Genomic DNA, 19,839 nt, shown 5'->3' on the forward strand with positions numbered 1-19,839 from the left:
CCCGTCGGACCTAGGACCAGAGACGGGGATTTGTTGCGGAGGGATGAAATCCGTTCCGGTCCGCGTTGGTGCCTTCCGGAAGATCAGATCGTCGGGATCAGCGGGATCCGAGTGCGGACGGGGAGGCCCAGGTGGCTGCGGCGGCTCGAAAAGAGGACGGCTGGGCGCGGCGTCTGGCCGGTTACGCCTGGCGTTACCGGCGCAACGTGGTGCTCGCGCTCGGGTCCTCGCTCGGCGGCATGGCCGTCATGGCGCTCGTACCGCTCATCACCAAGGTCGTCATCGACGACGTCATCGGGGCGAAGAACCGGTCGCTCGCCGTGTGGACCGGTCTGCTGATCGCCGCGGCCGTCGCCGTGTACGTCCTCACCTACATCCGCCGCTACTACGGCGGCCGGCTCGCGCTCGACGTCCAGCACGACCTGCGCACCGAGATGTACGGCACGATCACCCGGCTCGACGGGCGGCGCCAGGACGAGCTGTCGACCGGCCAGGTCGTCGGACGGGCGACCAGCGACCTCCAGCTCATCCAGGGCCTGCTCTTCATGCTGCCGATGACCATCGGCAACTTCCTGCTGTTCGCGATCTCCCTGGCCATCATGGCGTGGCTGTCCCTGCCGCTCACCCTGATCGCCCTCGCCGTCGCCCCCGCCCTGTGGATCATCGCCAGGCGCAGCCGTACGCGGCTCCATCCGGCCACCTGGTACGCGCAGAGCCAGGCCGGGTCCGTCGCCGGAGTCGTCGACGGGGCGGTGTCGGGCGTGCGGGTCGTGAAGGGGTTCGGGCAGGAGGACCAGGAGACCGGGAAGCTGCGCGAGGCGAGCCGGAAGCTGTTCGCGGGCAGGCTGCGGACGATCCGGCTCAACGCGCGGTACACGCCGGCCCTGCAGGCCGTCCCGGCGCTCGGCCAGGTGGCCATCCTCGCGGTCGGCGGGTGGCTGGCGACGAAGGGCGAGATCACGCTCGGCACGTTCGTCGCCTTCTCGACGTACCTCGCGCAGCTCGTCGGACCGGTCCGGATGCTGGCCATGGTGCTCACCGTCGGTCAGCAGGCGCGGGCCGGTGTGGAGCGGGTGCTGGAGCTCATCGACACCCGGCCGTCCCTGAGCGAGGGCACGAAGGAGCTGCCGGCGGACGCCGGGGCGAGCGTCGAGTTCGACGACGTGAGCTTCGCCTACACGGACGGCAGGCCGGTCCTGGACGGCTTCTCGCTGGAGATCCGGCCCGGCGAGACCGTCGCGGTCGTCGGGGCGTCCGGCAGCGGCAAGTCCACCGTCTCGCTCCTGCTGCCGCGCTTCTACGACGTCACGCGCGGCGCCGTCCTCGTCGGCGGCCACGACGTGCGCGAGCTGACCTTGGACTCGCTGCGGGCCGCCATCGGAATCGTGCCCGAGGACAGCTTCCTGTTCTCCGACACCGTCCGCGCGAACATCGCGTACGGGAAGCCGGACGCGACGCAGGACGAGATCGACCGGGCCGCCCGCGCCGCCCAGGCCGACCGGTTCATCGCCGAGCTGCCCGACGGCTACGACACCAAGGTCGGCGAGCACGGACTGACCCTCTCGGGCGGCCAGCGCCAGCGCATCGCGCTGGCCCGCGCGATCCTCACCGACCCGCGCCTGCTCCTCCTCGACGACGCCACCTCCGCCGTCGACGCCCGCGTGGAGCACGAGATCCACGAAGCGCTGCGGCAGGTCATGGCGGGCCGGACGACCCTGCTCATCGCCCACCGCCGCTCCACTCTGGGCCTCGCCGACCGGATCGCCGTCCTGGACGGCGGCCGGCTCGCCGACATCGGCACGCACGAGGAGCTCCAGGGGCGCTCCGCGCTCTACCGCCGGCTGCTGACCGACCCCGACGAGCTCGGCGGCGTCTCGCCCGGCCACGTGCTTCCGCAAGCCCTGCCCGAGCCGGACGAGGACCGCACTGTGCGGGACGAACTGGACGCGGAGTTCGACGCCGAGCGGGGCATCACCCGCAGGCTGTGGGTGCGCGACGAACGGGCCGAGGAAGCCAGGGAGGCCAGGGAGGACGCAAGCGCCACTCCCGAACTGCTCGCCCAGGTCGAGGCACTGCCCCCGGCCACGGACACACCCGACATCGACGAGGCACGGGCGGTGCGGTCCGAACCGGCCGACGCCCGCTCCGGGGAGGGTGGCCGGCTCCGCGCCATCCTGCGCGGCTTCGGCCGGCCCCTGCTGGTCAGCCTGCTGCTCGTCGCCGTCGACGCGGGCATGGGCCTGCTGCTGCCCGTGCTGATCCGGCACGGCATCGACGAGGGCGTCGAACAGGTCGCGCTCGGCGCGGTGTGGACGGCATCCCTCCTCGCGCTCGGCACCGTCGTCGTGCAGTGGGCCGCCCAGACCGGCGAGATCCGCATGACCGGCCGCACCGGCGAGCGGGTCCTGTACGCCCTGCGCCTGAAGATCTTCGCGCAGCTCCAGCGGCTCGGCCTGGACTACTACGAGCGTGAGCTGACCGGCCGGATCATGACCCGGATGACGACGGACGTGGACGCCTTGTCCACGTTCCTCCAGACGGGACTGGTCACCGCGTTCGTCTCGGTGGTCACCTTCTTCGGCATCATGGTCGCGCTCGTCGTCATCGACGTGCAGCTGGCGCTGGTCGTCTTCGCCACCCTGCCGGTCCTGATCGTCGGCACGTACTTCTTCCGCCGGAAGAGCGTGCAGGCGTACGAGCTGGCCCGCGAGCGCATCAGCGTCGTCAACGCCGACCTCCAGGAGTCCGTGTCCGGGCTGCGGATCGTGCAGGCGTTCCGGCGGGAGCGCGACGGCGTGGCGGACTTCACGGCCCGCAGCGACAGTTACCGCCAGGCCCGTGTCCGCGGCCAGTGGCTGATCTCGGTCTATTTCCCCTTCGTCCAGCTGCTGGCCTCCGTGGCGGCCGCGGCCGTGCTGATCGTCGGCGCGGGGCGGGTGGAGGCCGGGACCCTCACCACGGGTGCGCTCGTCGCCTACCTCCTGTACATCGACCTCTTCTTCGCGCCCGTACAGCAGCTCTCGCAGGTCTTCGACGGCTACCAGCAGGCCACCGTGTCGCTCGGCCGGGTACAGGAGTTGCTCCGCGAGCCCACGTCGACGGCGGCCGTGCGGCAGCCGCGCGAGGTGCGGGAACTGCGCGGCGACATCGCCTTCGAGAACGTGTCCTTCTCGTACGGGGACGAGGAGGAGGCACTCACCGGCATCGACCTGCGCATCCCGGCCGGGCAGACCGTCGCCTTCGTCGGCGAGACCGGCGCGGGCAAGTCCACGCTGGTCAAGCTGGTGGCCCGGTTCTACGACCCGACCGACGGCCGGATCACCGTCACTCTCAAGGGCTCCTCCCACGAAGGGGGGCCCGCCCGGGCCGACGGTTCTTCGGGAGGCGTGGACCTGCGCGAGCTGGACCTGACCGGCTACCGGCACCGGCTCGGCGTCGTCCCCCAGGAGGCGTACCTCTTCTCCGGCACGGTCCGCGACGCCATCGCCTACGGCCGCCCAGGCGCGAGCGACGCCGAGGTGGAGGCCGCGGCCCGGGCCGTCGGCGCGCACGACATGATCGCCACTCTCGAGGGCGGCTACCTCCACGAGGTCTCCGAGCGCGGGCGCAACCTCTCGGCCGGACAGCGCCAGCTGATCGCCCTCGCCCGCGCCGAGCTCGTCGACCCCGATGTGCTGCTGCTCGACGAGGCGACCGCCGCCCTGGACCTGGCGACCGAGGCGCAGGTCAACCAGGCCACCGACCGGTTGACCGGCCGGCGCACCACGCTGGTGGTCGCGCACCGGCTCACCACCGCGGCCCGCGCGGACCGTGTCGTGGTGATGGACCACGGACGGGTCGCCGAGGACGGCACCCATGACGAACTCCTGGCGCGCGACGGCCACTACGCCGCCCTGTGGCGCACGTTCATAGGGGAGGACGAGCCGGCGGCCGTGTGACGGAGGGCGCGGGGTGCGTACCTTTCGGGTGCGGGCGGCTGTCTGGCGTACGGGGAACGCGTTCAGCAACGCGTTCGTTTCCGTTCACCCTCTTGTGCAGAGGGGGCCACATGCCCACCTCCCATGCCCGCCGCCGTGCCGCGGCGCGGTGAACGCCGTCGCCCTGATCGCCCTCGATTCCGTGCCCGCCGCCGCGGAGGAAGGCAAGGGACTCGTCCTGGGGCCGATCGCACCCGTCGAGGGGTGAAGCCCGGCAGCGGCTTCGAGCTTCCTGCCACCTTCCGGAACGAGGGCACCGAGGCGCTGGACAAGGTCTGGCTCTCGTACACCGTCACTCAGGGCCTCTCGCACGCCGAGCTGCCCTCCAACTGCGTGCGCTACGACATGTCCGCGGCCGACGAGTCGCCGAGTCACTCCAAGTCGGAGTGCGAGTACACCGAGATCGTCGTCGAGGCGGCGGACGGGACATCGGGCGGTGGCTCGTCCACGGGCGGATCCGGCGGCTCCGGTGGCAGCGGCGGCTCCGCGACGGGCGGCGGCTCCGCGACGGCCGGCTCCAGCGGCGCGGGCGGTTCCTCCACGGGTGGCAGCACCGGCTCCACCTCGACCGGCGGTTCCACCTCGTCGACGGGCGGCAGCACCGGATCGGCCACAACCGGCGGCACCCCGGCCTCCACCGGCTCCGGCTCCGCCCTACCCGTCGCCGTCGGCGCGGCAGCGGCAGCGGCTGTGGTCGCGGGCGTCGGCGTCGTCGTCACGATGCGCCGCCGGGCGGCCCGCACGCAGTAGTCCACGCGGCGTGGGATCGGCGGCCCGCGCGGGCGCCTCGCAACCAATTCCGCCGTGCGTGCGTCGTACGCCTGTACGGAGCAGGGGCAGTGGGGAGCGGACGTGGGCGACGGGGTGGGGAACAAGCGCAGGAATCGCGTGGGCCGGGCACTCGCCCGTGCGCTCGCCGTGCTGACGGCCGCGTCCGCCCTCGCGCTGGCGGGCCCCGGCCTGGAGCGCGCGGAGGCGGCGGCGCCGTGCGCCGGGCGGCTGGCGAAGTCCGTCTCCTTTGTCACCGGGCAGCTGAGGGTCTACCAGAGCGGGCAGCAGGTCTGCGCCGTCACCCTCGCGAGGAGCCCCGGCCCCCGGCGGTCCATGTCCGTCTCGCTCCAGGTGCGCGGCCGCCATCCGGAGACGGACAGCGGGCTGTTCACCCGCCAGGCGGGGCCGGTCACCGTGCGGCCGCGCGGCCGCTGCGTGAAGGCCACCGGTTCGGTCGCCGGCACCTCCCGCTCGACCGGCTGGATCCTGTGCTGAGCACCCCCGCGAAAACTGACGCCTTGCCAACTGGGGGTGGCGGCCCTGCCGTTGGCCCGGCTAGGTTCACGGCGACCGTTTGATCTCAAGGGGAGATCTTCAGGGGAGGGTCAATGCACAAGGCGCTCAGATGGCTGCTGTCGCTCGTGGTGCTCATAGGCACCGTGAGCGCGGCCGGAGCGACGGCCGGTGCGGCAACCGCCGCCGAGCCGACGGCCGGCACGGACATCAAGGACCGGATCCTGGCGATTCCGGGCATGAGTCTCATCGAGGAGAAGCCGTACCCGGGTTACCGGTTCCTCGTCCTCAACTACACACAGCCGGTCGACCACCGGCACCCCGACAAGGGCACCTTCAAGCAGCGGATCACGCTGCTGCACAAGGACACCAGCCGCCCCACCGTCTTCTTCACCTCCGGCTACAACGTGTCCACCACGCCGCGCCGCAGTGAGCCGACGACCATCATCGACGGAAACCAGGTCTCCCTGGAATACCGCTTCTTCACGCCGTCGCGGCCCGCTCCGGCGGACTGGTCGAAGCTGGACATCTGGCAGGCCGCCAGCGACCAGCACCGGGTCTTCGCCGAGCTGAAGAAGATCTACACCAAGAAGTGGCTGTCCACCGGCGCCTCCAAGGGCGGCATGACCGCCACGTACTACGAGCGCCACTACCCGCGCGACATGGATGGTGTCGTCGCCTACGTCGCCCCCAACGACGTGGTCAACAACGAGGACAGCGCGTACGACCGCTTCTTCGAGAACGTCGGCACCAAGGAGTGCCGCGACAGGCTGAACGCGGTGCAGCGCGAGGCACTGGTGCGCCGTGAGCCGCTGGAAGCGATGTACGAGCAGCTCGCGGCGGACAAGGGCTACACCTTCGACACCGTCGGCGGCCTGGACCGCGCCTTCGAGGCCGTGGTGCTCGACTACGTGTGGGTTTTCTGGCAGTACAGCACGCTCTCTGACTGCGGCTCGATCCCGGACGCTGAGACCGTGACCGACCAGGAGCTCTTTGAGAGTCTCGACAAGATCGTCGAGTTCAAGTCCCCCACGGACCAGGGGCTCGCCCGGTACACGCCGTACTACTACCAGGCGGGTACAGAGCTCGGTTCGCCCGACATCGAGCAGCCGCACCTGGACGGCCTGAGCCGCTACGGCTACCAGCCGCCGCGGAACTTCGTGCCGCGGGACATCCTGATGCGGTTCAAGCCGTGGGTGATGAGTGACATCGACTCCTGGGTGCGTCACAACGCGCAGCGGATGATGTTCGTCAACGGCCAGAACGACCCGTGGAGCGCGGAGCCGTTCCGTCTCGGCAAGGGCGTGCGGGACGCCTACGTCTACACCGCGCCGGATGCCAACCACGGCGCGGATGTCGAAGCGCTGCCCGCCGGCCAGAAGACAGATGCCACCGCCACCATCCTGAGGTGGGCAGGCGTCGCCCCGGCCGCCGTCCAGGAGGACCCGGCGAAGGCCAGGCCGCTCGCGAAGCCGGACGCTGGGCTCGACAAGCGGGACGCGGAGCGCACTCTGCTCCCGGAAGTCCCGTAACGCCCCGAACGCACGGGGCTGTGTTCGCGGACCGCGGCGGACACAGCCCCGCTCCTTCCCCTCGGCCGCCGATCGACTACTCGTGGCCTGTAAGGGGAAACAGGCGCTGGCGGTCCGGGTATTCGCCCGGCTAGTTTCACCCGCGACCGCTTGATCTCAAGGGGAGATCTCCAGGGGAGGGTGAATGCACAAGGCCCAGCCCATCTCGCTGCGGTGGTCGCGTTGGCCGTGCCGCCGCCGCTCCGGCATCGTGGCCCGAGATGTTGGGGATGTGGCGAGCGGCCTCGTACGGGCCCACGTTGGTGCCCTGGTGGCCCTTCACGAAGGTGGTGATGATGTAGCGGCCGAACGGATCTTTCAGCTTGGGCTCGTTGCCGGATGCCGGGCCGAAGCGGCGTACCACTTCCCCCAGTACGCGGTCCGGGATGGAATCCCGATCAGCGTGCCTGCTACGCCGCCGGCTCCTACGGCCGCCGACGGGCCTCCGCCGGGACTGCTCAGGTCCCGACGGAGGATCCTCATGTGTTGTCAGGGGACGGTGATAGTGTCGTCACCGACATCTATGATCTCCTCGGTGTTCCCCTCCTCGTCGGTTGCGACGCTGTGTTGGTCGCCATCATCGGGGCTGGGAGGCGGCTCGGCGGGGCACCGCGGGCAGCGCGGGTCGGGATAGTAATCAGGCTCCACAGTGCGGGGATCGACCATGACCGGGTTGCCGCTGGAGTCCACGAGAGCTTCGCCGTCCGGTCCGATGACTGGCATCTGGCTGGGCAGCATGGTCTCGTCAACCGTTCCGTCGGTGGTGACCCACTCGGGTTGCGGCGGAGGCGGAGGGGTGTCGGTTGCCGTGGCGGTCAGCGTTCCTGTCGTCAACAGCGCTGCTGCCACTGCTGCGACGACGATAATGTGGGCTCTCTTCATGGCGTGCTTCCTCCCCGGCTATGATTACGGCTCGATGTAGTGGGATCCGGACCAGACGCTGTCTGTGCCGCGCCATTCTCCGGAGTAGTAGACAGAGCCCCACGCCCTGGTGGCGTAGTAACCTCCGCCGCACGGTGGATAGACGCCGAAATCCCTGGAGGCCCTGAGCACGTTTGACGTGGAGGTGTTGTACTTCCAGCCGATTGAGCGACACAGGCTCCAGCCTGATGACGTCTTCTTGTAGTAGGAGTACCTCGTGGCGAGGTAGCCAGCAGGGCGCTCCCACGGCCAGATGCATGTGAGTGTGGGACCCCAGTCGTCGGCGGCAAGCACCCTCGATTGCGTATAGCCTCCGCGGCTTCCGTGGGAGACCTCGGACCGCACGTACACACACTTAGAGCTGTCAGTGTTCGACCACGTCTCTACGTGTTCGTAGACGTAGTGAGCGTTCGCACTGGTGGCGGTGACAAGCGTGAACATAAGCGCTGAGGCCAGTGCCAGGAGTCCACGAAGGCCTCCTCGTATTCGTCTTGTCCGTCTTGCTGTGTCTGTCATCAAAGTGAAGTCCCCACCCTGGTCGCGTGATCGCGGACGACACAGCATGGCATGTCTCGATCAATGAATCGACAACTTGAGCGAAAGGGATTCAGTTAGCACAGGTGTTCGCGTGCAGCCTCCTGGCGGACGAACGTGAACGTCCCTTCGTCTCGCCCCATTTGTGCGATTAGGGAGTCTTGATCGCGTCGCGGGGCGCCTTTGCAAAAGGTCAGTCGCTCGCCGTCGAACGTCATGTCAAGATCGGCCTTCGTCCCTGAGATGACCTCTGCCCTCCATCCCGCACCGGACTTGCTACCCGGGGCCTTCTCCAGGACGTCGTCCAGGTAGCGGCGCTCCCCTTCACTCAGAGACTCGCCATCGATACCGGCGGCCACGTGCGGCCGAGGAATCGAAGTCCCCTCGGTTTCTGAAGGGGCACACGCTGCGAGCGTCGCAACAACAGCTATGAGCACGGCTGTGACTGTGTGTCTCATGCGCGGACATTAGCAGCGGCACACGCATGCGGTCACCGGCCCGGGCGTAGCCCCCAGCATCCTGAATCCTTGATCCAGTCGTAGATGTCGGATCGAGATACTGGACGGAGTGCGGATGCCCCCTGAGCCGCTGAAGGCCGTGTACGAGAAGTACGCAGCGGACAACAAGCTCACGTTCGACACCGTCGGCGGCCTTGACCGCGCCTTCGAGGCTGTCGTCCTCGACTACATGTGGGCGTTCTGGCAGTACAGCGTCTCTGATCAGCTAAGTGATCCCATGCAAGACGTGGTGTCTGGCGCGGGTTCTGCCCATCGTGGCGGGGCGGCGTGGGCGTGCAGGTGGAAACCTGCGCCCAGTGCTGCTCCTTGCGGCCGGTGCCGGCCAGTGGTGGGTGTGCTGATCGTCGTCACGCCCTGGTGCCGGTGGGCTGCGCGGGGCAGTCGGTTGCGGCCCGTTGGTACGTGTCCCTCCGGACGCTTGCCCGCCGGGCCTTGCGGCCCAAGGGGGGAGGGTGCCCTGCGTCGCCTGGGCGCGGGGCGTTTGGTTCGTGGCCGGGTGGGTCCGGTCTTTGACCGGTCTTTCCGGCTGGTCTTCGGCGCGGGCGGTGTCGGGGTGATGACCGCGCCTGCTTCGAGTCTGTTCACCACACTGCGGATGACCGCGGAGCCGGTGCCGCGGTCGGTCATGGTCTTCGCCTGGTGGGCCAGGCCGCGTGCGGCAATGCGTTTCCACGCCCCGCTGTCGCGGTCGCCCTGCCATCGGCAGGACGGGCAGAGTGCCCATTTCCAGCCCGGTGTGGCGGGCCGGTCGGGTGCCTTGCGGTGTCGCAGCGGAGTGAGGCACTGGGGGCAGAGTCTGGACGTGTTGCGGGCCGGAACGGTGACGACGGCGATACCCACCTCGGTGGCGAGGTGCCGTATCCGGTCGACGATCTGCCCACGTACCTGCTGAGACATGCGTGTGTTGTGGGTGCGGCCCATGCCCCGCGCTTCCATGGAGCGCAGGTCTTCAACGTAGATGACAGTCGCCCCGGCGGCGACGGCCTGGTCGACGGCCCAGCGTGCGGCGGACCACGCCAGGGCGTCGTTGAGGTTCGAGCGGCGCGCGGAGATGCGGCGCATCTCGTCGGCCAGCACCTGGTGCTTGGCGAGCAGCGGACGCCGATCGTTGCCGCCGGTGAGCCGGTGGTAGTGGTCGGTCTTCACGTGCAGGTGCTCGAACAGGCGGCGCAGCCGGTGCTGCTTGGCCAGCACACCGGCAGCACGGAACATGCCCCCGGCGCCGAGGGCGGTGATTCGCCCGTCGCCGTGGAGCCGGACTGCCCCGGCGGCTAGGAGGGTATTGAGTCCCCAGTCCACACCGAGCGCGACCGTGTGCCCCGTGCGCTGCGTCTTCGGGACGGCGTGGGTGTAGGCCAGATCGGCCCGCACCCGGCCATGACGCAGACGCAGGGTGGGCAGGTGCAGCACCGCACATCCGGGGATGGTGGGCGGCAACATAATGGGGCAGGCCACCCACGTCCAGTCTTTGTACGACTGCGGGTCGCGGCGGGTGGGGAGTTGCAAGCGCAGCAGCGCCCGGCGCGGATCGCTCTCGTGCCGTTCGATGACGGCCTGCTGCCCGTCGCAGGCCGCCAGCAGCAGCATCCGCGCTGCGCCGGGCGCGGTCTCCAGTTCGAACACATCGACTGGCAGCCGTCCATGCTTCCTGGCGAACGCGGTGATCTGCCGGGTGCGGGACGTGATGACGCTGGACGGCAGATGCTGCCCGCCGGGCACCGCTGCGCGTACCGCGTCCCACTCCTGTGCAGTGCGCTTTGCCGGATCAGTGGGCCACGTCGCGAGGACTCCAGCGGTCAGGCAGACACGCCATTGCGCGGAGCGCAGTACGCGACCGACGTGTTCCTGGGCCATGCGAACAATGCGGTCGTTGACGCGGACCCCCTCGGCCGGGGCGGCGGCCCAGCCCAGGCGGCGCAGCGCCATCCACGCGTTCGCTGGCAGCTTCCGACCCCCTCCGTCCTCGCCCGAGGCCAGTACATCCACATCGGCGGCGTTCCAGTGCGCGGCCAGCAGATCAGCGACCATGCCGGACACCAGAGTGGCAGCCCAGCCCACACGCTCCGCCAGTACAGACGCGGTGAGGACTTCGCCGGTCCTCTCATCCATACCGGTACGCAGGACACCACGGGCGCACGCGGTGCGAGACGTCTCGCCCTCGGCGAGCGGCACCTTCCGGCTCAATGCCCACCCCCGTCGCCCCGGCACTGTCATCCGACCAACGACACCCCTGATGAAAGGTCACGCATTCGATCCCCGCACTCACATCCGACGCCCGCACCGGACAAGACCCGGGACGGCCCCGGCCGCGGCCACCGCCACGGACCAGCAGATCTGGGACAGCATCGACTCGATCTCGGGCTTCGCCGCCTACGCGGACCAGGGGCTTTCGACCTACACGCCGTACTACTACCAGGCGGGTACAGAGCTCGGTTCGCCCGACATCGAGCAGCCGCACCTGGACGGCCTGAGCCGCTACGGCTACCAGCCGCCGCGGAACTTCGTGCCGCGGGACATCCTGATGCGGTTCAAGCCGTGGGTGATGAGTGACATCGACTCCTGGGTGCGTCACAACGCGCAGCGGATGATGTTCGTCAACGGCCAGAACGACCCGTGGAGCGCGGAGCCGTTCCGTCTCGGCAAGGGCGTGCGGGACGCCTACGTCTACACCGCGCCGGATGCCAACCACGGCGCGGATGTCGAAGCGCTGCCCGCCGGCCAGAAGACAGATGCCACCGCCACCATCCTGAGGTGGGCAGGCGTCGCCCCGGCCGCCGTCCAGGAGGACCCGGCGAAGGCCAGGCCGCTCGCGAAGCCGGACGCTGGGCTCGACAAGCGGGACATGGAGCGGACGCTTCGTCCGTGACATGAGCCAGCCCCTGGGGCTGTGTCCGCGGTACGGCGGACACAGCCCCTTCGCGCGTCAGCCGTACGACAGCCCGTGCCCGATCGGGAAGAGCACCCGCGCCGGGTCGTCGGCGCGCTGCACCGGGACCGGCAGCCTGCCCCGCGGTTCGGCCGCGCCGGCGATCACCCGGACGGCGGCGCGCAGTTCGACGTCGGTCCACGAGTAGCTCGCGAGCGCCGCCCGCACCCCGCTCAGCCGGGCGATGTCGTACGGATTGCGAATGGCGAGCGTGACGACGGGCAGGCCGGTCGCGACCAGCCGGTCCACGAGCGTGCGCTGCGAACTGGTCGCCACCACGTTGTACGTGCCCACGACGACGACGTCCTTGCCCTGCGCCGCGGCCACCGCCTCGGCGATCTTCGCGCTGCTGGGGGCCGTGCCGGTGGACAGCACGCTCGTGACGAAACCCAGCTCGGTGAGGGCTTTCCCCAGCACGGACGTCGGCGGGCCCGTCGTGCCGCTGGGGGAGGCCGGGTCGGCGCCGACGACCAGCACGTTCGGGGTGCTGCGGCGGCTGAGCGGCAGCAGCCCGTCGGGATTGGTCAGCAGGGTGATGGTGCCCTCGGCGATCCGGTCGGCGGCGGACAGGTGCGGACCGGTGCCGACCGTGCGGTCCACACCCGCGTGGGAGACGAACGGGTCGCGGAAGAGCCCGAGTTTCTCCTTCAGCAGCAGAATTCGCAGGATCGATTCCTCGATGCGGGCGACGCTGAGCTCACCGCTTCTTACCGCGCTCAGCACCCCGTGCCAGGCAACCGCCAGGTCCGGCGGGTTGAGCAGCTGGTCCACACCGGCGAGCAGGGCGAGCACCGGCACCCGGTGGTCGCCGTACTTGTCCCGTACGCCCTGCATGTTGAGCGCGTCCGTGACCACGACGCCGTCGTAGCCGAGTTCCTCGCGCAGGATGCCGGTGAGGATCGGACGGGAGAGCGTGGCCGGGTCGTTGCTCGGGTCCAGCGCGGGGAACTGGATGTGCGCCGTCATGATCGAGTCGATCCCGGCGTCGATCGCCGCCCGGAAGGGCGGCGCGTCGATCCGCTCCCACTCCTCGCGGGTGTGGGTGATGACCGGGATGCCGGTGTGGCTGTCGACCGTGGTGTCCCCGTGGCCGGGGAAATGCTTGGACGTCGCCGCGATGCCCGCCGCCTGGTAGCCCGTGACCTGGGCCGCGACCATACGGGCGACCGCGGCCGGGGCGGCGCCGAAGGACCGTACGCCGATGACCGGGTTGGCCGGATTCACGTTGACGTCGGCGACGGGCGCGTAGTTCTGCATGATGCCCATCGCGGCGAGTTCGGCGCCCGCGATGTGCGCGGCGGTGCGGGCCGCGGAACGTGAGCCGCCCGCCCCGAGCGCCATCGCGCCGGGCATGAGCGTGGCGGGCCTGCCGACGCGGGCCACGATGCCGTGCTCCTGGTCCGTGGAGATCAGCAGCGGCACGGGTGTGGGCTGGGCGAGGCCGGCACGCTGGATCCCGTTGGACAGGTCCGCGATCTGGTGCGGCTCACGGGTGTTGTGCGCCCAGGCGAAGTAGATGATGCCGCCGACGTGGTACTGGGCGACGAGTTCGGCGGCCGTGCGGACGCCGATCTCCTTGAGGTTGGCATCGATGTCGGCCTGATCGGGCGCGGAGGCGGAGTGCCCGTAGACCCGCATCACGAAGAGCTGGCCGACCTTCTCCTCCAGGCTCATCCGGGAGATGAGGCGCTTGAGGCGGTCGCGGGTACCGGCGGCAGCGGATGACGCGGCGGCGGGCGATGTGGTGGCGACCGCCCCGGCGGCGACCGCGGTCGCGGTCGCGGTGAGAAGGGTGCGTCTGGAGAGGCTCCGGTTGTGCACTGGTGCTCCTTCCGGCCTTGCAGAGCGGGGGAGTTGCACAAGGGGGGTTGAAGGAAACTGCCAAGATGCCACGGATATCTGGAAAGTAACTGCCAGGTCAAGGCCCCGCGCAGAAACACCACGATTGGCCGCCCGCCGAGGGCCCGTCGCGGCGGGTAGTCACGTCTGCTGCGGCGGCGTCAGCCGTACGCGCTCGGTGCCGTCCGCGTCGAACACCACCGCGTAGTCGGTTGCCGTGAAGGCCGATCCACCCGGTGAGGACGGCGACCGGCCGCGCGTGATCACCGTGCTGAACTCCCGCCCGGCCGACGCGCGACGCGACAGATGCCATGGGCATCGTCGTGCATGCCGGTTCCCGCGCCGTCCGCGCGGCAGGATCAGGTGCGCCGCTGGACCGTGCGGCCCGCAGCGGTCAGGTTCCGGCCCTTCAGCCGCCCGGCTCGTCGAAGTCGTCGGCGAGGACGAGCCCGTCGAGCCCGTCGCCGGTGTGGGGAGTCGCGGACGAGGGCGATCAACCCGGTGTGCACGGGCCGCCGGCGAAGGCCATCACCCGATGACTTCGCGACCGTCCTCGGTGACCTGTTCACCCTGGTCGGCGACCTGCGGCCACAACCGCTTCAGCGTGCGGACCGTCTCCGTGATCGCGGGCCGCCTGGCCGCCCCCGTACGCCACAGCGCCCGCAGCCGCCGGCTCGGCGCCGGATCCAGCCCTACGATCGTGACCCGCGGCGGCAGCGGACCGCGCCCCAGCCGGGGGACCAGTGCGATGCCGAGCCCGGCGGCGACCAGGGCCGCCTGGGTGTGGTACTCCTCGGCCTGGTGGGCGATCAGCGGCTCGTGGCCTGCCGCCCGCAGCGTGCGCATCAGCCAGTCGTGGCAGACCGTGCCGGGCGGCTGTGTGATCCACCGTTCGCCGCCGAGCTGCTCCCGCCGCAGGGACTTCTCGCCGGCCATCCGATGGTCCGCCGGAACCAGCACGTCGCACAGGTCGTCGCCGATGACGGCCTGCTCGACACCGGGCGGCGTCGGCATCGGCGCGATGTCCCAGTCGTGCGCCACGGCCAGGTCGATCGCGCCGCGGGCGACGAGGTCGATCGACAGATGCGGATCGATCTCCTGGAGGCGGGCGTCCAGGGAGGGGTGGCGGCGGGCGAGATCGGCGAGCACGAGCGGCATCAGACCGCGGGCGGCGGTGGCGAAACACGCGACGGCGAGCCGGCCGGACGGCTCACCGCGCCGCTCCTCGAGGCGCACCTCCGCCTCCTCGACGATGGACAGCAACTGCTGGGCCGCCTCGGCCAGTTGCTGCGCCTCGTCGGTGAGGCGAACGCCGCGGCCCTGCCGCTCCAGCAGCGTCGTACCAGTCTCCCGCTCCAGCTTGGCGATCTGCTGGGAGATCGCGGACGGCGTGTAGCCGAGCGCGGCGGCAGCGGCGCCGACCGAGCCGTGGACGGAGACGGCGTGCAGGGCGCGAAGCCGGCCGAGATCGAGCACGATGCCCTCCCCTTCGCATCCCATTGCGCGTCTTGTGCCTCGCCGGCCCGCGTTTCCGCACGCTTTCGTAAGCAGCGCTTCATCCAACTATGAAGGAATCCGTGCTGGTGCTACACGGTAGCGCGGCTCGATGCTCGATGCCATGCGCCCTGTCCGTGTCATGCCTCCCGCCCACATCGCCTTGGCGGCACTCGTCGCCGCTGTCTGGGGCGTCAACTTCGTCGTCATCGAGATCGGCCTCGGCCACTTCCCGCCCTTGTTCTTCTCCGCCCTGCGTTTCCTCGCGGCGGCACTGCCCGCGGTCTTCTTCGTCGGCCGCCCCAAGGTCGCCTGGAAGTGGATCGTCGGGGTGGGACTGGTGCTGGGCGTCGCCAAGTTCGGCCTGCTCTTCACGGGCATGGACCAGGGCGCGCCCGCCGGACTGTCCTCGCTGATCCTCCAGATCCAGGCCGTCTTCACCGCCCTGTTCGCCTTCGTCGCGCTCGGCGAACGGCCTGGCCCGGTACGGGTCCTGGGCATGGCCGTCGCCCTGGCCGGCATCGCGGTCGCGGCCGTCGACGAAGGCACGTCCGGCCCCATGGTGGGCTTCGTCCTGCTCGTCGCCGCGGCGGCCTGCTGGGGCGTCTCCAACGTCCTCACCCGCAAGGCGTCGCCGCCGGACGCGCTCAATTTCATGGTGTGGGTCAGCACCGTCCCGGTCCTCCCGCTGTTGGCACTCTCCCTGCTCACGGAGGGCGTGGACCGGGATGTCGAGGCGCTGCGCTCGCTGGACTGGACGGGCGCGGGCGTCGTGATCTACGTCGCCTGGATCACCACGATCTTCGGCTTCGGTGCGTGGGGCTTCCTGATGCGCCATCACCCGGCCTCCTCGGTGGCCCCGTTCTCCCTGCTGGTCCCGGTGTTCGGCATGTCGTCGGCGGCTCTGTTCCTCGGCGAGCCGATCAGCCCCCTGCGCTGGTGCGCGGCATCGCTGCTGGTGGGCGGCGTGGCGCTGACGTCGCTGCCGGGCGGGCGGCAGGCCGGGCCGGTGAGCCCGCCGGCGGACGCGGAGCCGGTCGCGGCCGGGCGGAAGTGAAGGTATTTCCTCCGGCTGATCAACGGGGGAGTGCATCGTGTCCACGCCGCCGCCCTCTCACCAGGGCTTCGCCCAACAGAGCACCGCCGCCCAGTGACAGGCCGCGGCGCACGTCATGCGGCGTAACCGGGAACCGGAGCCGGTGCCCGAATCCGCCGTCAACGGCGTGCAGCAGCTGATAGGCCGCATCACCCGCTAGAGGCCCGCTTCCGTGCGGACGGCCTGCTGCCGGACGGCCGCCATGTCCGCTCCGTTCTGGCCTGGGACTACGGCCGGGCGGTCAGCATGGCCCGGTGGGGGGTGGCCGCCCGCTTCGGCGACGTGCCGGAGCCGGAACGGTCTGTCCTCCGCGCCGGCGAGGCTACCCGCGTCACGTACCGCTCCTGGGCGGACTGCGGCGCCGGTTCGTGCTGGACAGGCGCCTCCACTTCGACGAGGAGGAGTTGGACCCGTGACACACCGAGATCGCCGAGGCCCACGATTCCTGACCACCAACCCCGAAAGCCCCTGGCTCACGATCCCGTGGCGATAGCCGCGCCGCGCGGATAGCGCGCCCGCATCGCGTCGACGCACACGTCACGCGATGTCGGGCCGCCGAAGCGGAGGCGGTCGTAGGTGCTGAACGCCGGCTCCAGCGCGTCCAGTTCGTCGATCAGCGCATGCAGCCGGGCCGTCCACCCCGCCGAGCCCGCGTCCGGCTCCGACGGTGCCGCCGTGATGGCCGCCGTCAACCGCTCCTTGCGCTGGATCATGGCCGGGCTCACCGAGTGCAGGCACACGTACTGTCCGCTCAGATACGCCTCCCACTCCCGCCGTCCCACCGACCGATCCGCCCAGTGCGCCGTGAACCATGCTTCCAGCCGCTCCGGCCCGCCCGCCCGTTCCGTCAGCGCGAACAGGTCCCGTGGGACCATCTCCGCGCCGTCGGAGCGCAGGTATCCGGGCAGCGGAAGCAGCCCCGCCAGCATCGTCAGGCGTACGGCCCCGGGATCGTGTCCCTCGGCCGCGCACAGCTCCTCCAGCTCGGTGAACTGCGCGGTGACGTAAGCGTCGTCCGCGGGCGTCATCGGGTGGTCGCCGTTGATCCGGCGGAAGCGCTCGGCCAGTTCGTCCTCGTACATGGGACCTCGTTCCTCGTGGGACACCGTCGTTCCCATGCTGGACGCGCAGCGCTTCGGTCCCGGCCGAACCGTCCCCGCCGCCTCCTCAGACCAGTCCCGCCAGATGCTCCCGCCCCGCAGCCAGCAGCCCCGGCAACTCCGCCGCCTCTTCGTACCAGCGCTTCTCGTACTCCCAGCACACCCAGCCGTCCGGGTCAGCCAACGACAGGCACTCGGCGAGCGGCAGCAGGCCCGCGCCGAGCGGGACCGGGGTCAGGTCGTCCCGCGAGGCCACGTCCTTGACCTGGACGTACCCGAGGAACGGACTCAGGCTGGCATGGGTCGCCCGGGGGGACTCGCCGCCGAGCCACGGGTGCATCACGTCCCACAGCGCCCCCGCGTGCTTGTGGCCGACGGTGCCGAGGACGCGGGAGACATCGGCGCCCGTGCGGTGGGAGTCGTGCGTCTCCAGCAGGATGCGCACGCCCGCGCTCGCCGCGGTCTCCGCGGCCGCGCCCAGCCGCCGGGCCGCGATTCCGTCTGCCTCGGACGGGTCCTGTTCACCGCCACCGGGGAAGACACGGACGAACGGCGCCCCCAGGTCCCCGGCCAGGCGGACCAACTGGTCGAGCTCCAGCAGGACGGGACCGTCGTCACCCGCGGCCGCGACCCGCGCATATCCGGCGACTCCCAGGATCTCGACGCCCGCTTCCTCGAACTCCCGCAGCACCGCCTGCCGTTCGGGCGTGCTCAGGTCCAGATGCACCGGCTCCTCCGGGTGTGTGCGCAGCTCCACACCCTGGTATCCGGTCCCGGCGGCGAGCGCTGCCACATCCGCTATCGGCATTCCCGGCACGCCGAGGGTCGAGAAGGCGAACTTCATGAGGACTGTCCTTCCTGCAGGGGCGCTTCTTGCAGAGGCAGTCGCCAGTCCTGGCCGACCAGATCCGCCCCGTACGAGTGATGCGGCTTCTCCGCGACGAGCGTGAATCCGGTCCGCTGGTATATCCGGCGGGCGCCGTCCAGCACATCGTTGGTCCACAACACCATCTCCCGGTACCCCGCAGCGCGCGCGAAATCCACGGCCGTGCGCACCAGCCGGTCACCCAGGCCGTGTCCGCGGGCCTCCGGCTCGACGAGCAGCAGGCGCAGTCGCGCGGCGGCCGGGGCATCGTCCCGTACGCACATCACGGACCCCACCGGACGGCCGTCCGACTCGGCGATCCACACCCGCTCCCGCTGCGGGTCGTGATCCTGCGCGAAATCGGCGACGATCCTCGCGACGAGACCTTCGAACTCGGTGGTCCACCCGTACTCCGCCGCATACAGCGCGCCGTGACGCTGCACTATCCACCCCAGCTCACCGGGGCCGGGGTCGCGGAGGACGGGCTCCGCGACACGGTCGGTCCGGGGACCGGCCAGCACCTCGCGGACGGTGCGCATCGCCTCGGCGAGCCGCTCCCGCTCCCGCTCCGGCACCCCCTCCAGCAGCGCCCCGACGGCCCGCCGCGACCGCTCGTCCAGCACGGCCGCGGCCTCACGCCCGCGCGGGGTGAGCGTGATCCGCTGCCGCCGCGGATCGGCCTCGGACGGCGCCCGCTCCACCAGCTCGTCCCGCTCGAACTTGCCGAGGAGCCGGCTCAGATACCCCGCGTCGAGCGACAGCTCCGTCCGCAGGTCGGCGGCGTCGGTACGGGGGCTGTGGGCCAGCTCGTACAGCACACGCGACTCGGTGAGCGTGTACGGCGTGTAGAGGTGCTTGCCGTAGTCGAGCGCGCCGATGACGTTGGTGTAGAAGCGGTTGAAGGCACGGACTTCGTGGACGGACATGGCGGCCTCCAGAGGACTTACCTTTGACTGAGTCAAAGGTAAGTCGTGCGGTCTCGCTCCCACAAGGTTCATCACCCCATCGTGTGTCCCTCACCGTCGCGGCCGTCCGCGCCAGGTCGTGAACACACCTCCGCCGACTCACCTTCGCCGACTCCCGTCACGGGCGCGAAGGCCTCCGGACCGGCCGTGGCGTAGACGACGGTGGCGAGCATGATCAGGCAGAGGAGCGCGATGAGTTCCGCTGTTGTCGGTACCACCGCCGGTAACCACCGCCGGCCTCGACGCCGACGCACTGGAACGGGCCCTGGCCTGCTACCAGCGGGCGAGCCGTCTCAGCGGGAACAGCACCTACCCGCTGATGAACGCGGCCAGCGTCGAACTCCTGCTGACCGGTCTGCGCGGCGGGGACACCGGCCAGGTCGTCGAGCGTTTCGCACCACTGCACCACTGCACCACTGCACCACTGCACCACTGCACCACTGCACCACTGCACCACTGCACCACTGCACCACTGCACCACCTGGCGCCGTTCACCGTGCACGACTTCGGCGAGAGCGACCCTGGGCGCTGTTCGACCCCGCGGACTCGCTGCTGCTCACCGGCAGGGGACCGGAGGGCCTGGCGGCGCTGCGCGAGGGAATCGCGCTGGTTCCCCCTGAGGAACGGGCAGCGGTCCTGACGTCGGTGGCCCAGCCGCTGCGGGACATGCCGTCGGTCGAGGGCCTGCTCGCGCCGGAGACGGCGGCCGGGGTACGCGAGGCGACGGAGGAGTGCCTGCGGACGGCGAC

Annotated in this window: 18 protein-coding genes and 2 pseudogenes; 9 read left to right on the top strand and 11 right to left on the bottom strand. The window is 70.4% G+C overall.

Features of this window, described 5'->3' with window-relative positions; all coding sequences use genetic code 11:
* Positions 1–131 precede the first annotated feature (131 nt).
* The 4 genes from ACH5AF_RS01135 to ACH5AF_RS01150 all read left to right on the top strand — a co-directional run bounded on the left by ACH5AF_RS01135 (position 132) and on the right by ACH5AF_RS01150 (position 6,793).
* The gene (locus ACH5AF_RS01135; RefSeq protein ID WP_398899189.1) at positions 132–3,938 is read left to right on the top strand and encodes an ABC transporter ATP-binding protein; all 3,807 of its coding nucleotides are present in this window, start codon (positions 132–134) and stop codon (positions 3,936–3,938) included.
* A 243-nt stretch (positions 3,939–4,181) separates the two neighbouring features.
* Positions 4,182–4,727 carry a hypothetical protein gene (locus ACH5AF_RS01140; protein WP_398899190.1) on the top strand — a complete coding sequence of 182 codons (546 nt, stop codon included), beginning with the start codon at positions 4,182–4,184 and terminating at the stop codon, positions 4,725–4,727.
* A 54-nt stretch (positions 4,728–4,781) separates the two neighbouring features.
* Positions 4,782–5,243 carry a hypothetical protein gene (locus ACH5AF_RS01145; protein ID WP_398899191.1) on the top strand — a complete coding sequence of 154 codons (462 nt, stop codon included), beginning with the start codon at positions 4,782–4,784 and terminating at the stop codon, positions 5,241–5,243.
* A gap of 113 nt (positions 5,244–5,356) precedes the next feature.
* A complete protein-coding gene (locus ACH5AF_RS01150) occupies positions 5,357–6,793 on the top strand; it encodes a S28 family serine protease (protein ID WP_398899192.1) in 1,437 nt (478 codons plus the stop codon).
* Positions 6,794–7,321: 528 nt separating this feature from the next.
* On the opposite strand, the gene ACH5AF_RS01155 is transcribed toward ACH5AF_RS01150, so the two are convergent.
* From ACH5AF_RS01155 to ACH5AF_RS01165, 3 genes are all read right to left on the bottom strand, one after another.
* Positions 7,322–7,714: a hypothetical protein gene (locus tag ACH5AF_RS01155; RefSeq protein WP_398899193.1), complete on the bottom strand. Its 393-nt coding sequence runs from the start codon at positions 7,712–7,714 to the stop codon at positions 7,322–7,324.
* A gap of 24 nt (positions 7,715–7,738) precedes the next feature.
* Complete coding sequence (locus ACH5AF_RS01160; protein ID WP_398899194.1) at positions 7,739–8,194, bottom strand: hypothetical protein; 456 nt, start codon at positions 8,192–8,194, stop codon at positions 7,739–7,741.
* 170 nt (positions 8,195–8,364) lie between these two features.
* Entirely contained in the window at positions 8,365–8,745 is a 381-nt protein-coding gene (locus ACH5AF_RS01165; RefSeq protein WP_398899195.1) for a hypothetical protein, read from the bottom strand.
* 127 nt (positions 8,746–8,872) lie between these two features.
* Here ACH5AF_RS01165 and ACH5AF_RS01170 point away from each other — a divergent pair.
* Positions 8,873–9,001: pseudogene (locus tag ACH5AF_RS01170) on the top strand (hypothetical protein); the annotation flags it as partial.
* Between the two features lie 5 nt (positions 9,002–9,006).
* Here the strand turns inward: ACH5AF_RS01170 and ACH5AF_RS01175 are convergent.
* Entirely contained in the window at positions 9,007–10,914 is a 1,908-nt protein-coding gene (locus ACH5AF_RS01175) for a zinc ribbon domain-containing protein (RefSeq protein ID WP_398899196.1), read from the bottom strand.
* A gap of 193 nt (positions 10,915–11,107) precedes the next feature.
* Between ACH5AF_RS01175 and ACH5AF_RS01180 the strand changes: the two are divergent.
* Positions 11,108–11,671: pseudogene (locus ACH5AF_RS01180) on the top strand (aminopeptidase); the annotation flags it as partial.
* Between the two features lie 57 nt (positions 11,672–11,728).
* Here the strand turns inward: ACH5AF_RS01180 and ACH5AF_RS01185 are convergent.
* From ACH5AF_RS01185 to ACH5AF_RS01195, 3 genes are all read right to left on the bottom strand, one after another.
* Positions 11,729–13,552: a glycoside hydrolase family 3 protein gene (locus ACH5AF_RS01185; RefSeq protein WP_398899197.1), complete on the bottom strand. Its 1,824-nt coding sequence runs from the start codon at positions 13,550–13,552 to the stop codon at positions 11,729–11,731.
* Positions 13,553–13,711: 159 nt separating this feature from the next.
* Complete coding sequence (locus ACH5AF_RS01190) at positions 13,712–13,837, bottom strand: hypothetical protein (protein ID WP_398899198.1); 126 nt, start codon at positions 13,835–13,837, stop codon at positions 13,712–13,714.
* 261 nt (positions 13,838–14,098) lie between these two features.
* Positions 14,099–15,046 (bottom strand): LysR family transcriptional regulator, encoded by a 948-nt coding sequence (locus ACH5AF_RS01195; protein WP_398899757.1) that lies wholly within the window; start codon positions 15,044–15,046, stop codon positions 14,099–14,101.
* 160 nt (positions 15,047–15,206) lie between these two features.
* Here ACH5AF_RS01195 and ACH5AF_RS01200 point away from each other — a divergent pair, with 160 nt between their 5' ends.
* Together ACH5AF_RS01200 and ACH5AF_RS01205 are read left to right on the top strand one after the other, a co-directional pair.
* Complete coding sequence (locus tag ACH5AF_RS01200; RefSeq protein ID WP_398899759.1) at positions 15,207–16,121, top strand: EamA family transporter; 915 nt, start codon at positions 15,207–15,209, stop codon at positions 16,119–16,121.
* Positions 16,122–16,376: 255 nt separating this feature from the next.
* The gene (locus ACH5AF_RS01205) at positions 16,377–16,670 is read left to right on the top strand and encodes a DUF1266 domain-containing protein (protein ID WP_398899760.1); all 294 of its coding nucleotides are present in this window, start codon (positions 16,377–16,379) and stop codon (positions 16,668–16,670) included.
* Here the strand turns inward: ACH5AF_RS01205 and ACH5AF_RS01210 are convergent.
* The 4 genes from ACH5AF_RS01210 to ACH5AF_RS01225 form a co-directional block, all read right to left on the bottom strand.
* Positions 16,634–17,242, bottom strand: a complete 609-nt coding sequence (locus ACH5AF_RS01210) for a DUF6058 family natural product biosynthesis protein (RefSeq protein WP_398899199.1) — start codon at positions 17,240–17,242, stop codon at positions 16,634–16,636. The genes ACH5AF_RS01205 and ACH5AF_RS01210 overlap by 37 nt on opposite strands.
* An 85-nt stretch (positions 17,243–17,327) precedes the next feature.
* Positions 17,328–18,104, bottom strand: coding sequence for a sugar phosphate isomerase/epimerase family protein (locus tag ACH5AF_RS01215; RefSeq protein WP_398899200.1), 777 nt, complete (start codon positions 18,102–18,104; stop codon positions 17,328–17,330).
* Positions 18,101–19,051 (bottom strand): GNAT family N-acetyltransferase, encoded by a 951-nt coding sequence (locus ACH5AF_RS01220; RefSeq protein WP_398899201.1) that lies wholly within the window; start codon positions 19,049–19,051, stop codon positions 18,101–18,103. Before ACH5AF_RS01220 ends, ACH5AF_RS01215 begins: the two co-directional genes overlap by 4 nt.
* A gap of 71 nt (positions 19,052–19,122) precedes the next feature.
* Positions 19,123–19,308 carry a hypothetical protein gene (locus tag ACH5AF_RS01225; RefSeq protein WP_398899202.1) on the bottom strand — a complete coding sequence of 62 codons (186 nt, stop codon included), beginning with the start codon at positions 19,306–19,308 and terminating at the stop codon, positions 19,123–19,125.
* On the opposite strand from ACH5AF_RS01225, the gene ACH5AF_RS01230 reads away from it, so the two are divergent.
* Entirely contained in the window at positions 19,296–19,730 is a 435-nt protein-coding gene (locus ACH5AF_RS01230; protein ID WP_398899203.1) for a hypothetical protein, read from the top strand. The two genes, ACH5AF_RS01225 and ACH5AF_RS01230, sit on opposite strands and share 13 nt — an antisense overlap.
* Positions 19,731–19,839 lie beyond the last annotated feature (109 nt).

The organism is Streptomyces sp. NPDC018833 (genome assembly GCF_044390825.1).
Classification (GTDB): Bacteria; Actinomycetota; Actinomycetes; order Streptomycetales; family Streptomycetaceae; genus Streptomyces.

Bases quoted from the DNA above. Each gene is read 5' to 3' on its own strand.
- ACH5AF_RS01150 (WP_398899192.1), top strand. From the start codon at position 5,357: ATGCACAAGGCGCTCAGATGGCTGCTGTCGCTCGTGGTGCTCATAGGC.
- ACH5AF_RS01155 (WP_398899193.1), bottom strand. From the start codon at position 7,714: ATGAAGAGAGCCCACATTATCGTCGTCGCAGCAGTGGCAGCAGCGCTG.
- ACH5AF_RS01160 (WP_398899194.1), bottom strand. From the start codon at position 8,194: ATGTTCACGCTTGTCACCGCCACCAGTGCGAACGCTCACTACGTCTAC.
- ACH5AF_RS01165 (WP_398899195.1), bottom strand. From the start codon at position 8,745: ATGAGACACACAGTCACAGCCGTGCTCATAGCTGTTGTTGCGACGCTC.
- ACH5AF_RS01175 (WP_398899196.1), bottom strand. From the start codon at position 10,914: ATGGATGAGAGGACCGGCGAAGTCCTCACCGCGTCTGTACTGGCGGAG.
- ACH5AF_RS01200 (WP_398899759.1), top strand. From the start codon at position 15,207: ATGCCTCCCGCCCACATCGCCTTGGCGGCACTCGTCGCCGCTGTCTGG.
- ACH5AF_RS01210 (WP_398899199.1), bottom strand. From the start codon at position 17,242: ATGTACGAGGACGAACTGGCCGAGCGCTTCCGCCGGATCAACGGCGAC.
- ACH5AF_RS01215 (WP_398899200.1), bottom strand. From the start codon at position 18,104: ATGAAGTTCGCCTTCTCGACCCTCGGCGTGCCGGGAATGCCGATAGCG.
- ACH5AF_RS01220 (WP_398899201.1), bottom strand. From the start codon at position 19,051: ATGTCCGTCCACGAAGTCCGTGCCTTCAACCGCTTCTACACCAACGTC.